The sequence below is a fragment of the Stenotrophomonas sp. RIT-551 genome (assembly GCF_026241915.1).
GTDB lineage: Bacteria > Pseudomonadota > Gammaproteobacteria > Xanthomonadales > Xanthomonadaceae > Stenotrophomonas > Stenotrophomonas bentonitica_A.
Window position 1 is genome coordinate 25,165 of record NZ_JAPJIU010000012.1, and the last position, 13,460, is coordinate 38,624.

At 68.5% G+C, this 13,460-nt stretch carries 11 protein-coding genes and 1 tRNA gene; 5 read left to right on the forward strand and 7 right to left on the reverse strand.

Features of this window, described 5'->3' with window-relative positions; genetic code table 11:
* Positions 1-42: 42 nt before the first annotated feature.
* The gene (gene tsaE / locus ORK51_RS13950; RefSeq protein WP_019182806.1) at positions 43-525 is read right to left on the reverse strand and encodes a tRNA (adenosine(37)-N6)-threonylcarbamoyltransferase complex ATPase subunit type 1 TsaE; all 483 of its coding nucleotides are present in this window, start codon (positions 523-525) and stop codon (positions 43-45) included.
* Between the two features lie 2 nt (positions 526-527).
* Positions 528-2,006, reverse strand: coding sequence for an NAD(P)H-hydrate dehydratase (locus ORK51_RS13955; protein ID WP_266085250.1), 1,479 nt, complete (start codon positions 2,004-2,006; stop codon positions 528-530).
* A gap of 72 nt (positions 2,007-2,078) precedes the next feature.
* Between ORK51_RS13955 and queG the strand changes: the two genes are divergently transcribed.
* Complete coding sequence (gene queG, locus ORK51_RS13960; protein ID WP_046273216.1) at positions 2,079-3,167, forward strand: tRNA epoxyqueuosine(34) reductase QueG; 1,089 nt, start codon at positions 2,079-2,081, stop codon at positions 3,165-3,167.
* Positions 3,168-3,228: 61 nt separating this feature from the next.
* Positions 3,229-4,569, forward strand: a complete 1,341-nt coding sequence (xseA, locus tag ORK51_RS13965; protein WP_156785684.1) for an exodeoxyribonuclease VII large subunit — start codon at positions 3,229-3,231, stop codon at positions 4,567-4,569.
* Between the two features lie 30 nt (positions 4,570-4,599).
* On the opposite strand, the gene ORK51_RS13970 is transcribed toward xseA, so the two are convergent.
* Entirely contained in the window at positions 4,600-5,502 is a 903-nt protein-coding gene (locus ORK51_RS13970) for a M48 family metallopeptidase (protein ID WP_019182802.1), read from the reverse strand.
* A gap of 103 nt (positions 5,503-5,605) precedes the next feature.
* A complete protein-coding gene (locus ORK51_RS13975; RefSeq protein WP_429000680.1) occupies positions 5,606-7,501 on the reverse strand; it encodes a formylglycine-generating enzyme family protein in 1,896 nt (631 codons plus the stop codon).
* A 228-nt stretch (positions 7,502-7,729) separates the two neighbouring features.
* Here ORK51_RS13975 and rnd point away from each other — a divergent pair, with 228 nt between their 5' ends.
* Entirely contained in the window at positions 7,730-8,809 is a 1,080-nt protein-coding gene (gene rnd / locus ORK51_RS13980; protein ID WP_070471061.1) for a ribonuclease D, read from the forward strand.
* Positions 8,810-8,896: 87 nt separating this feature from the next.
* Here rnd and ORK51_RS13985 read toward each other — a convergent pair whose 3' ends face one another.
* Positions 8,897-11,128: a TonB-dependent receptor gene (locus ORK51_RS13985; RefSeq protein WP_429000681.1), complete on the reverse strand. Its 2,232-nt coding sequence runs from the start codon at positions 11,126-11,128 to the stop codon at positions 8,897-8,899.
* A 479-nt stretch (positions 11,129-11,607) separates the two neighbouring features.
* On the opposite strand from ORK51_RS13985, the gene ORK51_RS13990 reads away from it, so the two are divergent.
* A complete protein-coding gene (locus tag ORK51_RS13990; RefSeq protein ID WP_070425562.1) occupies positions 11,608-11,796 on the forward strand; it encodes a hypothetical protein in 189 nt (62 codons plus the stop codon).
* A gap of 103 nt (positions 11,797-11,899) precedes the next feature.
* Positions 11,900-11,975 (forward strand) — tRNA-Ala (locus tag ORK51_RS13995).
* 69 nt (positions 11,976-12,044) lie between these two features.
* On the opposite strand, the gene ORK51_RS14000 is transcribed toward ORK51_RS13995, so the two are convergent.
* Together ORK51_RS14000 and ORK51_RS14005 are read right to left on the reverse strand one after the other, a co-directional pair.
* Positions 12,045-12,215, reverse strand: a complete 171-nt coding sequence (locus tag ORK51_RS14000; protein WP_266085258.1) for a hypothetical protein — start codon at positions 12,213-12,215, stop codon at positions 12,045-12,047.
* 124 nt (positions 12,216-12,339) lie between these two features.
* The gene (locus ORK51_RS14005; RefSeq protein ID WP_261997082.1) at positions 12,340-13,362 is read right to left on the reverse strand and encodes an NADPH-dependent curcumin/dihydrocurcumin reductase; all 1,023 of its coding nucleotides are present in this window, start codon (positions 13,360-13,362) and stop codon (positions 12,340-12,342) included.
* Positions 13,363-13,460 lie beyond the last annotated feature (98 nt).

A 13,460-nucleotide genomic window follows, 5' to 3' on the forward strand; every position in this document is an offset into this window, starting at 1 on the left:
CTTTTCCCTTAATAATCCGTAACCTGCCGGTGGTTCCTAGTGTCAGCCGACAGAAAGGGCCTGCAAGTCGCCTCCTTGGGGGAGCCGTTCGAGCCATTCGCGACCGGCAGGACTGGTCGCCGTGAGCCGGGCGCGCCGCCCCTGGCCATGGATCTCCAGTGCGACTTCCAGATCGGTCGGCGGCAGCGCACCGGCGCCGCGCTCGGGCCATTCGACCAGCCACAGCGAGGCGCTGCCCTCGTCCAGCCCCAGGAAATCCAGCTCCTGCGCATTGCCGATCCGGTACAGGTCCAGATGCCAGGCCTCGTGCCCGTCGGCCAGCGGGTAGCGTTCCACCAGGGTGTAGGTCGGGCTGCGGATCGCGCCCTGCACGCCCAGCGCGCGCAGCAGGGCGCGGGCCAGGGTGGACTTGCCGGCCCCCAGGTCGCCCTGCAGCTGCATCACCGCCTGCGGCGGCCGGGTCGCGGCCAGCCATTGCCCGAGCAGGTCGGTGTCCTGGGTCTGCGCGAGGAAAAACTCGATCATGTTCAAACGTCCGGATTGACCAGCCGGCGCAGCGGCGCCAGCAGATCGGTGGGAAGCAGGCCCCGCTGGCCGTCACTGGCGGCGGCATCGCCGGCCAGGCTGTGCAGCAATGCGCCGGTACTGGCCGCATCGAACGCGCCCAGGCCCTGCGCACGCAGGGCGGCAATGATGCCGGTGAGCAGGTCGCCCATGCCACCCACGGCCATGCCGGGGTTGCCGGCGGCGATCACCCGCGGCACCGAGTCGGGCGCGGCGACCACGCTGCCGGCGCCCTTGAGCACCACCACCGCGTGGAACCGGTCGGCCAGCGCTTTGGCGGCAGTGAAGCGGTCCGCCTGCACCTGCGCCGTGCTCAACCCAAGCAGGCGCGCGGCCTCGCCCGGGTGCGGGGTCAGGATCGCATCACCGAGCGGCTGCGGTGCCTTGGCCAACAGGTTCAGGGCATCGGCATCGATCACCAGCGGCTTGCCGCTGGCCAGCACCTGCCGCCAGAGTTCGTGGGCCCAGTCGTCCTGGCCCAGGCCCGGCCCGATCGCGATCACTCCGGCGCGTGGCAGCAGGGCCTGCAGCTCCTGCGCGTCCTGGACGGCATGCACCATCGCTTCGGGCAGGCGGGCCAGCAGTGGTGCGACATGCGCTGCCCGGGTCGCTACGCTCACCAGCCCTGCGCCCGCGCGCAATGCCGATTCACTGGCCAGCATCACCGCGCCGCCGCTGCCGAGATTGCCGCCCACGCACAGCACGTGGCCGGATTCGCCCTTGTGGGTGTTGGCGCGGCGGGCCGGCAGTTGCGCGCGCAGGCGTGGTTGCTGCCAGCACTCGGCGCTGTGCTGCACGCCCTGGTCGGCGCCGGCGGGCAGTTCCAGCGCGGCCAGCCGGCGCCCGCCGACATGCTCCAGCGCCGCGCCGGTATACAGCCCCTGGTGACGCACGATGAACTGCAGCGTGACCGTGGCGCGGATGGCGACGCCCGGTACGTTACCGGTCTGCGCATCCACGCCGCTGGGCACGTCCAGCGACAGTACCGGCAGGCCCGAGGCAGTGATCGCGTTGATCAGATCGGCCGCCCCACCGGCTGGCGCGCGGTTCAGGCCGATGCCGAACAGCGCGTCCACGAGCAGGTCCACCGGCGGCAGGCCGCCATCGAAATGCGCTACCGCACCGCCGGCGGCGATGAACGCCTGCTCGGCCTGCTGCGACAACGTCGTGGCCGGGGCATCGGTCGCCAGCCGCAGCACCGTCACCTGGCGGCCGGCTGCACGGGCCAGACCGGCCAGCACATAGCCATCGCCGCCGTTGTTGCCGGCCCCCACCACCACGCCGATGCGCTGCGCCTGTGGCCAGCGCTCCAGCAGGCAGTGCCAGGCGGCCAAGCCGGCCTGTTGCATCAGCGAGGCTCCCCCATCGCCCAGCAGGGCGCTGGCCTGCGCATCCAGGCGGCGCGCGGCGGAGATATAGAACAGTTCAGCAAGCTCGGGCATGCCGGGATTCTATACTTGTCGCCCAGGCGCAGCCTTGCCGCGCCCTTCCCAGGCTCCGTTTCCGCCCAGGCCATGTCCGCCGTCCCCCTCCCCGCCCCCGTCCACCTGGCCCGCGCCGCCGACCGCATCCGTGCGATCGCGCGCGTGCATGGCTTCCAGCGCTGCGGCGTGTCCGGGATCGATCTGCGCGAGGACGAAGCCCACCTGGCCGACTGGCTGGGCAAGGGCCTGTACGGCACGATGGAGTGGATGGCGCGGCACGGCACCCTGCGCGCGCGGCCGGATGAACTGCTGCCGGGCACGGTGCGGGTGATCTCGGTCGGCATGGATTACGGCCACAAGGATGACGCCGAAGCCTGGAACACCCTGCATGATGGCGACCGCGCCTACGTAGCGCGCTACGCCTTGGGCCGCGATTACCACAAGCTGATGCGCAACCGGCTGCAGAAGTTCGCCGACAGCATCGCCGCCGAGATCGGTCCCTTCGGCTACCGCGTGTTCGTCGATTCGGCCCCGGTGCTGGAGCGCGCCCTCGCGCGCAATGCCGGGCTGGGCTGGATCGGCAAGCACACCTGCCTGATCGACAAGCAGGGCGGTTCGTGGTTCTTCATCGGTGAGATCTACATCGACCTGCCGCTGCCGGTGGATACACCCGCGAGCGCGCACTGCGGCACCTGCACGCGCTGCATCGATGTCTGCCCGACCCAGGCGATCATCGCCCCGCACCGCCTGGATGCACGCCGCTGCATTTCCTATCTCACCATCGAACATGACGGTGCGATTCCCGAGGAGATGCGCACCGCAATGGGCAACCGCATCTACGGCTGCGACGACTGCCAGCTGGTCTGCCCCTGGAACAAGTTCGCCAAGCGCACCGACGAGCCGGATTTCCGCGCGCGCAATGACCTGGACACCGCCTCGCTTGCCCAGCTGTTCGCCTGGGAAGAAGACGAGTTCCTGCGCCGCACCGAAGGCAGCCCGATCCGCCGCAGCGGGCATGAACGCTGGCTGCGCAACATCGCCGTGGCGCTGGGCAATGCGCCGACCCATGCCGAGACCCTGGCCGCGCTGCAGGCACGGCGCGAGCACCCTTCGGCGATCGTGCGCGAGCATGTGGCCTGGGCCCTGCAGCAGCACGCCGACCGCGCCACCGCGGGATGAAGCATCGCCGCCGACGTGCGACCATGGCCCCCCGTTCGTACCGTTTGGCCTGATGCCCCCCATGGACCGCAGCGCGCAGATTCTCACGCCCAGCCAGCTCAACATCCTGGCCCGCGACCTGCTGGAAGGCGCGTTCCCGCTGATCTGGGTGGAAGCCGAACTGGGCAGCGTTACCCGCCCGGCCTCAGGCCATATGTATTTCACGCTGAAGGACGCGCGCTCGCAGATCCGCGCGGCGTTGTTCAAGCCCAAGAGCCAGTGGCTGAAGTTCGTGCCGCGCGAAGGCATGCGCGTGCTCGCGCGGGGCCGGTTGACCCTGTACGAAGCCCGCGGCGAGTACCAGATGGTGCTCGACCACATGGAAGAAGCCGGCGAAGGCGCCCTGCGCCGCGCCTTCGAGCAGCTCAAGGCGCGGCTGGAGGCCGAGGGCCTGTTCGCGCCCGAGCGCAAGCGGCCGATGCCGGCCCATGTGCGCCGCCTGGCGGTGATCACCTCGCCCACCGGCGCGGCGGTGCGTGACGTGCTGAGCGTGCTGGAACGGCGTTTCCCGATGCTTGAGGTCGACCTGCTGCCCAGCCTCGTGCAGGGCGACAGCGCCGCCGCGCAGTTGACCTCGCTGCTGCGTTCGGCCGATGCCAGCGGCCGTTACGATGTGATCCTGCTGACCCGCGGCGGCGGCTCGATGGAGGATCTGTGGGCGTTCAACGACGAGCAGCTGACCCGCGCGATTGCCGCCAGCCAGACACCGGTGGTCTCTGCGGTGGGTCACGAAACCGACTTCAGCCTCGCCGATTTCGCCGCCGACCTGCGTGCGCCCACGCCCTCGGTCGCGGCCGAACTACTGGTACCCGACCAGCGCGACCTGCTGCTGCGCGTGCGCCGCCTGGATGCGCGCCTGGCACAGCTGCAGCGGCACAGCCTCGGGCAAGCGATGCAGCGCGCGGACCGCGCCCTGCTGCGCCTCAACGCACAGAGCCCGCAATCACGCCTGCAGCTGTTGCAGCGCCGCCAGCAGGATGTCGCGCGCCGCCTGCACGCAGCGTGGACGACACAGCATCAGGGCCGCCTGGCCCATCTGCGCCACGCCGCGGCTGTACTGCGCAGCGGTCACCCGCAGCGCCGGCTGGATGCCCTGCGTGAGCGCCTGCAACGGCTGCTGCCGCGTGCGGACAGTGCAATCGGCCGCCAGCTGCAGCGCGACAACCTGCGCCTGCGCGCGCTCGCCCGTTCGATGGAAGCGGTCAGCCCGCTGGCCACGGTCGCGCGGGGTTACGCCATCCTGACCCGCGAGGACGATGGCAGCCTGGTGCGTTCGCCGCTACAGGTGCGCCCCGGCGATACGCTCAAGGCACGCGTGCAGGACGGCGTGATCGAGGTAACGGTCAACGAACCGGCGCGCTGACCCAGCGCGCCCACGCCACGCCGTTCGCCTTCAACGCCCCGCGCTTTCGCAGAACTTCTGCCGGTATTGCATCGCCTTGGGCATCAACGCCTGCAGGTTCTGAATGCGCGTGCCCGGGTTGGGATGCGTGGACGCGAATTCCGAGGTCGACTGCCCGCCACTGGCCTGCCCCATCCGCTCCCACAGCGGAATCGCTTCCTGCGGGTCGAAGCACGCTGCGGCGGCCAGCATCAGGCCCACTTCATCGGCCTGGGTTTCATGGCTGCGCGCATAGGGCAACAGGTAGCCGTAGCCCATCGCCGACATCATCATCTGCTGCTGTTGCGGGTCCATGCCACTGGCGGCGCCGGCCATCTGCCCGATCTGGGTCATCTTCTGCTGGGCCATGCGCTGGGCACCATGGCGCAGCAAGGCATGCGCGATCTCATGCCCCATCACCACCGCCATCGCATCCACCGTACGCGCGACCGGAATCAACCCGGTATAGACCGCCATTTTTCCGCCCGGCAGGCAGAACGCATTGGCCTGGTCGGAGGGGATCACGTTGACCTCCCATTCGAAGTCACGCGCGAAGTGCGCAGGCTTCAGTCCGTGTTCCTCGGCGAGCGCGGTTTCCACCACGTCCACCTTGGCGATCAAGCGCTGGGCGATCGCCTGGATCTCGCGCGACTGTGGCGCATTGGGATCCAACGGCCGCTCCTGGGCCAGGATTTCCTGGTAGGCCTGCAGGCCGAGCGCCTTCTCTTGGCTCGCATCGAGCGAGCTGTCGATCAACACGCTTTCGCCGGTGTACGGATCCACCGCACGGTTGGAGAACCAGTAGAACGCGGCATAGCCGGCGAAGGCCAGCAGTACCCACCAGCGGATGTTGCCGAACAGGCCCGGCCGCCGGGCGCGGCCCTGCTGCTGACCGCCGAATGGATCGTTGCGCATGCGCTTGCTTCCTGAGATGGCCGCGGCACCCTGCCCGACACTGCGCCAATCCTAGAACGCGCGGTGGGTGGCCGGGTGAAAATCCGGCCCGGCGCGCCGCTGGTCAGATGCCGCGGACCAGGCGGAAGCCGATCCGGGCGCTGGTGGTGTCCGAGTCCTGCGACTGCCGCCACGCCGCGCGGGTCTGTGCCGGTGCGTTGGCCCAGTTGCCGCCACGGATCACGCGCTGCCGGCAGCCGGGGTTGAACCAGGCCACGCCATCGGCAGGTGCCCGCCGGTAACTGGCATGCCAGCAGTCGGCCACCCACTCGCTCAGGTTGCCGGCGATGTCGTGCAGGCCCCAGGGGTTGGGATCGAAGCTGCCCACCGGCGCCGGGCCCCAGTATCCATCGCCGTAGCCGACGAAGGCGTTGTACCAGTGCCGGCCGGAGGGTGAGACATCCTCGGCGCCGGTGAAATTGCCGGCACGCGCGGGCGGCGTGCCCGCATCGCCCCACGGGTAGCGGCCACTGCTGCCGGCGCGCAGCGCGTATTCGAACTCGGCCTCGCTGGGCAGCCGGTACGAGCGTCCGGTCTGTTCGGACAGCCAGGTCGCGTAATTCTCGGCATCGCGCACGCTGACGTGCATCACCGGCAGGTTGGCGATCGCCTCGGCGCCGTTGTAATCGGACTGCCAGTCCACGCCGCTGCGGCGGACGAAGTTGCCGCTGCGCTCGTCGTACACGATCGAATGCCCGCGCCGCGTGGCACGTGGGCGGGCCTTGGTGGCCTGCACGTAGCGGCGGAAATCGGCGACCGTCACTTCGGTGATCGACATCGCAAAGCCGCGCTCGAACCGCACGTAATGCGAGGGTTTCTCGGCATCGGTCGCGCCCAGTTCGTTCTCGGCGGCGCCCATCTGGAACCCGCCGTGCGGCACCACGATCATCTGGGGCCCGCGGCCACCATCGCGCAGGGCATCGCTGAACACCTGCCGCGGCCGGAAGCTGCCGTAATGGGTGACCAGTTCGATGCGCTCGCGCAGCTGGCCCACGACCGGATCGCCGGGCAATGCGATGCGCAGGGCGTCTTCCAGTTTCTGCCGCGCCGGCTTGAGACCCTGCGGCGTGGCCAGATCACGCAGGCCCTCGTTGCGCAGCCGCGCCAGCGTGTCAGAGCGGATGTTCTCGATGCGCTCGAAGGCATCGGCGATGGTGATCGAAGAGTCGCGCACCTTGGCCGCTTCGGCCAGCCACGTTCCCGCGGTCGCAAAGTCAGCGGCCCGCGCGGCCGTTTCCGCACGCCGGATCAGTGCGCTCTCTGCGGCGGCCAGCCCCTGCCGGGCACGCGGATTGTCCGCATCCAGCGCCAGCGCCTCGCGGAAATTGGGGATGGCGCCATCGCCGTCTTCGCCGATGCGATCGGCACGCAGATCCTCTTCACCGGCGCGGTTGTAGGCCACCACGCGCTGGGCGATCTCCACCCGTGACTGCAGCTCACGTACCTTGGCATCGTCGGGCGCCAGGGTCAGCAGGACCAGGGCCATCTCGCTGGCCTGGGCCAGCGCCTCACGCTGCTTGAGCGGGCGGTCCAACAAGGCGGACGCTTCCTGCAGCAGACGCTGACGGGCGCGTTTCAGGCCGGCCTGGGCCACCCTGTCCTTGGGATCGCGCTGCAGCAGCGCCAGCCAGATCGGAATCGCATCCTCGGCGCTGCGGTACAGCCGGTCTTCCTCGAAGGCGCGCGCGGCGTCACGGCGTGCCTGCGCGGCTTCGCCGTCGACGAGGGTGACCGCAGGTGGCTGCCAGCGCTCCACCGTCTCGGCCGCATCCTCGCCACCGATGGTGACCTGCGCCACCGGTGCGCTGGGCGTGGGCCGCGGCGCAGCGGGCGTGGCCGCTGGGGTTGCCGGGGCGGGCGCAGGCGCGGGCGAACAGGCGGCCAGCACCCCCAGCAGTGCGGTGAACAGCAGCGGCAATGTGCCTGACGGTCGCAAATGGGGGTCCTTGGGGCATGGCATCGTCTTGCAGTGCCTGCGCCCTGCCACACGCCGTGTGCCCCGGGTGCAGTCGCGTTCCAGGCGGCATGCCGCAGGTGCGGACAGGCGATCATCATAATCGCCACCGTCGCGGGCGGCGACCGCTGGCGGCCCGGGCGTTCATCGCACTGCGCAGGCATGCCGGCCGTGGCACGGGGTTAGGCTATCCTCCCCGACCTGAGCACCCCTTTGCAGTACATGGAATCCCACGTGGCTTACTGGATCAAAACCCCGGCGGAACTGGACGAGCGCTTCCGCCAGCGCCCCACCCGCATCGGCCTGGACACGGAGTTCATCCGCGAGCGCACCTACTGGCCGCAACTGGCCCTGGTACAGATGGCGGTCGGCGATGAAATCCTGCTCATCGACCCGCTGATCCCCGGCATGAACGAGGCCCTGGCCCCGTGGCTGACGGATACCTCGATCCTCAAGATCATGCACAGCGCCAGCGAAGACCTGGTCACCTTCAAGGTCGCCTGCGGCGTGCTGCCACGCCCGCTCTTCGACACCCAGATCGGCGCTGCGCTGGCCGGCATCGGCGGCGGCATGGGGTACCAGAAGCTGGTCACCGCGGTCACCGGCGTCACCTTGGCCAAGGGCGAAACCCGTTCGGACTGGATGCGCCGCCCGCTCTCGGAGGCACAGCTGGAGTACGCCGCCGACGACGTGGAGTACCTGTTCCAGATCCACGACACCATCGACGCACGCCTGGAAGAACTCGGCCGCCGCCAGTGGCTGCAGGACGATGCCGAGCGCCTGCTCGCCAGTGTGGAACACGATGAAGAGCGTTGGCCGCATGTGGCGATGCGCTCGGCGCAGTTCATGGATACCCCGGCACAGCTGCGCCTGCTGCGCTTGCTGCGCTGGCGCGACGTGCAGGCCCGTGCCAGCGACAAGCCGCGCAGCTGGGTGCTCGACAACGAACTGGCCGCCGTGCTGGCACGCACGCCGCCGGCCGATGTGGATGCGCTGTCCAAACTGATGGAAGGCTTCCCCAAGGCCCCGCGCAAACTCGCCGCGCAGGTCTGGCAGGCGCTGATCACCCCGCTTGCCGATGAAGCCGAAGCCCCTTTGGCGCTGCCGGCCAACGATGCCAACAAGCAGGCCCTCAAGCGGCTGCAGGATGCGGTCAGCGCGCGCAGCGCCGAACTCGGCCTGCCCGACGGCGTACTGGCCTCGCGCAAGCACCTGGAAAGCTACATCGAACGCCGCCAGTGGCCCACGGCGCTGGCCGGCTGGCGCCAGGCGCAGCTGGAGCCGATCCTGGCCCCCCTGCTGCCACCTGCCTGAAACGACAACGCCCCGCATCTGCGGGGCGTTGTCTCTTTGGATCCGACGCACCGGTGCCGCAGCAGCGCAGCACCGGCGGCGTGGGTCTTACCAGTTCATGTTGAGCGACACACCCACGGTGCGCGGTTCGTTGTAGACCGCGGCCATGTAGTTCTCGATCACACCCTTGAGGTTCTTCTCATTGGTGATGTTGCGCGCGAACAGCGCCACTTCCCAGGCACCGTAGTTGGCCGAGTAGCCCAGCTTCAGGCCGCCTTCGAAGCTGCCCTTGGAGTTGAACTCGGCCGAGTCGTACAGCACGAAGCTGGTGTAACCCTGCTTGTTCCAGTCGGTGGAGACGAAGAACACATCGGCGTCATTGACCGGCATGTCGTAACGCGCGGCCAGGTTGATGTTGTACTTCGGTGCATTCGGCAGCGGGTTGCCGTTGATCTGCGCGAAGGTGTTGGCACCGACCTTGATGGTCGGGTCATTCACGGTGCACACCACGGCGCCGTTCAGGGCGCAGACCTGCGCGTACACGCGGTCGTCCTGGATCTTGCTGTGCAGCAGGCTGACGCCGGCGCTCAGGGCCAGGTTCGGGATCGGGCGCAGCTCCATGTCCGCTTCCAGACCGTAGGCCTTGGCCTTGTCGGCATTGAACAGCACGCCGTTGCCGTCCGAATCGTTGCCGTTGAGCTGGATGTCGTTGACCACATAGGTGAACGCAGCCGCGTTCACGCGCAGGCGGTTGTCCCACAGGCTGCTCTTGATGCCCGCTTCCCAGGACAGGATGGTTTCCGAGTTCGCCGTGGTGAAGTCGGCATTGAACACGGCCGAACGGCCCTGGATGGTCGGGCCGCGGAAGCCGCGGGCCACGCGCGCGTACACGCTCAGCTGCGGGTTGAACGCATACATCGCGCTCAGGTCCCAGCTCGGCGTGGTGTCGGACATCTCCACGTAGGTGCGGCCCTTGTAGGTCACGGCACCGGCGGCGGTATCGGCGGTCTTGAGCAGGCGGGTCTTCTTCTCGTCCTTGGTCTGGCGCAGGCCGGCGGTCAGGGTGAACTTGTCGGTCACGTCATAGCTGACCTGGCCGAAGCCGGCCCAGGAGGTGTTGACGTTGCGCAGGCGCACCCAGTTGTTCGGGTTGCGCGCGTTGCCCTGCAGGAACCAGGCGCGCTGGTAGAAATCGGTGGTGTCGCGACCGTCGAAGTAGAACGCGCCGACCTGCCACTTCAGGCGGTTGTCGTCGGCGTTGGCCAGGCGGAACTCCTGGGTCCACTGGTCCAGATCGCGGATCTGGCCCATCGACTGGCCGTAACCGTTCGGCACGCCGTTGACCGGGTAGTTCACGGCTGCGCCGCCGTCGGTGTCACCGCGGCTGTAGCCGGAGGTGGTTTCGTAGGCGGTGATCGAGGTCAGCGAGACGTTGCCGAAATCGTAGATGGCCTTCACCGAGCCGCCGTAGGTCTTGTAGGCCTGCGGGTTGTTGTCGGCTTCGTCGTAGGCGACCTGGTCGCGCGGCACGTCGGTCTTGTTGGAGCCCTTGGTCAGCGCGCTGCGCAGGAACAGGGTCGAGGTGCCGTCGTAGTCGCGTGCATGGGCCGAGGCCAGCAGCGAGAAGTTCTCGCTCGGCTGCAGCAGCAGCTGCGCGCGCACGTTGCGGTCGTCGAAGCCGCCCATGGCGTTCTTCTTCGGCGAGACCGTGCCATCGGCGCTGGGGCCGCGGTAGGTGTTGTCGACGTAATCATCGCGGTGCTGGTACAGCGCCGACACGCGGAACGAGGCGATATCGTTGATCGGGCCACCGAAGCCGCCGTCGATCGCCACGCTGCCGTAGGTACCGTAGCTGGCCTGCACGCGGCCGCTGTAGTCCTGGCTCGGCTTGATGGTGTCGAACTTGACGATGCCGGCGGTGGTGTTGCGGCCGAACAGCGTGCCCTGCGGGCCGCGCAGCACTTCGATCTGGTCCACGTCATAGACCGGGTTGGACTTCAGCACCACGTGCTCGAGCACCACGTCGTCCTGGATGATCGAGACCGGCTGCGACGCACCCAGGTAGAAGTCGATGTTGCCCAGGCCGCGGATGTAGAAGCGCGGGAAGATGCGGCCGGTGGTGGTTTCCGCGTAGAAGCTGGGCACCTTGCCCGACAGTGCCAGCAGGGTGTCGTCGCCGCCGGCGGTGTAGTCGCGGATCTTCTCGCCCTGCACCACACCGACCGAGACCGGCACTTCCTGCAGGTTGCGCTCGCGGTGGTCGGCGGTAACGGTGATGGTGTCCAGCGAGGTCGCGCTGGCCGACTGCGCGTCCTGCGCCGAGGCGGCAGCGGACAGCATCAGCGCAGCCGAAGCGCAGGCCAGCGCCAGGGCGTGGCGGCGCGGCAGCAGGACGGCCGGCAGGGAACGGGAAAGAAGACGCGTCGACACAGGGGCGTGGCGTAGAGCGGGCATGCAGAGGTCTCTGGTAGTACAGATCGGGGCAGCCGGCGAGATGGCCGGGCACCATAGGAAATCGACACCGCTGTGGAGACAGCGATGCGGCACGGTATTGGCTGGATGTTGCAGATTGGTGTCAGGGCGTTCTGGGCGACGGCTGTCCGGCCCCCCTGGTCCACTGGCTATGCGGCCGCGTTTTCTGGCGCGGATTATGCCCGGCCCACGCGCGCGCCGGAAGGGCAGCGTTCGGGTTTGACGCCTACCGGGCCATCGGTCACATGTCGCCCGGCACTTGTCGCCCTGGCGGCGGCGAACACTGAACCGGTCATCCATGAGCAGGCCACTCGCTGGAGGATGCCCTGCGCGCGGCCACCGCCGGGATGGCGCAGTGGCTGGAGCAGGACGACCGGTTGAGCCTGTCCGAGACAGCGCAGGTGCTGGGTAGTTCGGTCAGCTTCGTGGTGGCCAACCTGGCCGGGCGCAGCGTCGGCGTGGCGGCCAAGCTGGACAAAGCGCTGCTGCGGCAGGTCGAACGGGCACCTGGCAGGACACACGGCGCCGGCCCGTGACCCGGACCAGGCACCCCTTGGCAGGCAACGCCGGTCGGCGCTAGACTAGGCCCATCGCGAGGTACGGCCGAGGTCGGGTACGCCACGCAGTTGCACCACCCGTGGGGCCATAGCTCAGCTGGGAGAGCGCGTCGTTCGCATCGACGAGGTCAGGAGTTCGATCCTCCTTGGCTCCACCACTATTCAAGACAACGCCCCGGAAACCAGGTTTCCGGGGCGTTGTTGTTTCTGCAGGTTGCGCGGGTCGCTTACGCGCCCTCGGGATTGTCCTTGCGCTCCGGCCGGCGCGTGCCTGCATCGTGGATCGCCTGATCGGTCTGCGCCGGCCGCTGCTTGGCGGTTTCGTCCTGCTTGCGGTCCTGCTGGCTCTCTTCGATGCCTTCCTGCTTGCCTTCTTCGCTGGGCTTGGTGTCTGCCATGGTTCTACTCACTGATGCGGGCACCGGGACGGCGCCTTCAAGGGCAGACTAACCAGCCGATCGTGATGCACGAATCATGATCGGCGCGGCCTCGCACACGTCGCGCTCACGCGCGATACGCCGGTCAATCCAGCTTGACCACCAGCTTGCCGAAGTTGCGCCCCTTGAGCAGCCCGAAGAATGCCTCGGGCGCGTTCTCCAGGCCCTCCACGATGTCTTCGCGATACTGCACGCGGCCGTCCTTCAACCACTGCCCCATCTCGCGCAGGAACGCCGGGAGGAAGGCGTGCAGGTCGGACTGGATGAAGCCGCGCACGGTCAGGCGCTGGCGCAGCACCTGGCTCATGAAACCCGGCAGCCGGTCCGGCCCGGGCAGCACCGCGCCGCGTGCGTTGTAGGTGGCGATGGTGCCGCACACGGGAATGCGCGCGAAATCGTTGAGCAGCGGCGCGACCGCATCGAACACATGCCCGCCGACGTTTTCGAAGTAGACATCGATGCCATCGGGCACCGCCGCGCGCAACTGCGCGGCGAAATCGTCGGCGCGGTGATCCAGCGCCACATCGAAGCCCAGTGTTTCCAGGTACGCGCGCTTCTGCTCGCCACCGGCAATGCCGACCGTGCGCGCCCCCTGCAGCTTGGCGATCTGCCCCACCGTTGCGCCCACCGGGCCACTGGCAGCCGCCACCACGAGGGTTTCGCCCGGCTGCGGCTTGCCGATTTCCTGCAGGCCCACGTACGCCGTGAATCCGGGCATGCCGTACACACCCAGTGCAGTGCTGATCGGCAGGTCGTTGTCCTCGAGCTTGCGGCTGAGCTGATCGCCATGGATGACCGCGTGCGTCTGCCAGTTGCCCGGTGCCAGCACATGCTCGCCGATGGCGAAACCGGGATGGTTGGAGGCGAGCACTTCAGCAACGGTGCGCCCTTCCATCACCGCATCCAGCGCAACCGGTGCGGCGTAGGACGGCCCCTCCTCCATGCGACCACGCATGTAGGGATCCAGCGACAGATAGCGATTGCGCAGCAGCACCTCGCCCGGGCCAGGCGCGGGCACCGGCACGTGCTCGATACGGAAGTTGGATGAGACGGGAGCACCGTTCGGGCGAGAGGCGAGCACGATGCGGGTGTTGGTAAGTGCGTTCATCAGCGGATCGCTCCGGGGAGACGGAAAAGGAATCCCGACAGTACGCCGTCCGGGCACGTGCGGGCGGGGGGTAAAACAGCGTTCCATCGGTGCAGGAC

Excerpts from the sequence above, each read along its gene's own strand:
- tsaE (WP_019182806.1), bottom strand. The coding sequence starts at position 525 with ATGATCGAGTTTTTCCTCGCGCAGACCCAGGACACCGACCTGCTCGGG.
- ORK51_RS14000 (WP_266085258.1), bottom strand. The coding sequence starts at position 12,215 with ATGGCAGACACCAAGCCCAGCGAAGAAGGCAAGCAGGAAGGCATCGAA.
- queG (WP_046273216.1), top strand. The coding sequence starts at position 2,079 with ATGTCCGCCGTCCCCCTCCCCGCCCCCGTCCACCTGGCCCGCGCCGCC.
- ORK51_RS13975 (WP_429000680.1), bottom strand. The coding sequence starts at position 7,501 with ATGCCATGCCCCAAGGACCCCCATTTGCGACCGTCAGGCACATTGCCG.
- ORK51_RS13955 (WP_266085250.1), bottom strand. The coding sequence starts at position 2,006 with ATGCCCGAGCTTGCTGAACTGTTCTATATCTCCGCCGCGCGCCGCCTG.
- ORK51_RS13970 (WP_019182802.1), bottom strand. The coding sequence starts at position 5,502 with ATGCGCAACGATCCATTCGGCGGTCAGCAGCAGGGCCGCGCCCGGCGG.
- ORK51_RS14005 (WP_261997082.1), bottom strand. The coding sequence starts at position 13,362 with ATGAACGCACTTACCAACACCCGCATCGTGCTCGCCTCTCGCCCGAAC.
- xseA (WP_156785684.1), top strand. The coding sequence starts at position 3,229 with ATGGACCGCAGCGCGCAGATTCTCACGCCCAGCCAGCTCAACATCCTG.
- ORK51_RS13990 (WP_070425562.1), top strand. The coding sequence starts at position 11,608 with ATGGCGCAGTGGCTGGAGCAGGACGACCGGTTGAGCCTGTCCGAGACA.
- ORK51_RS13985 (WP_429000681.1), bottom strand. The coding sequence starts at position 11,128 with ATGCTGTCCGCTGCCGCCTCGGCGCAGGACGCGCAGTCGGCCAGCGCG.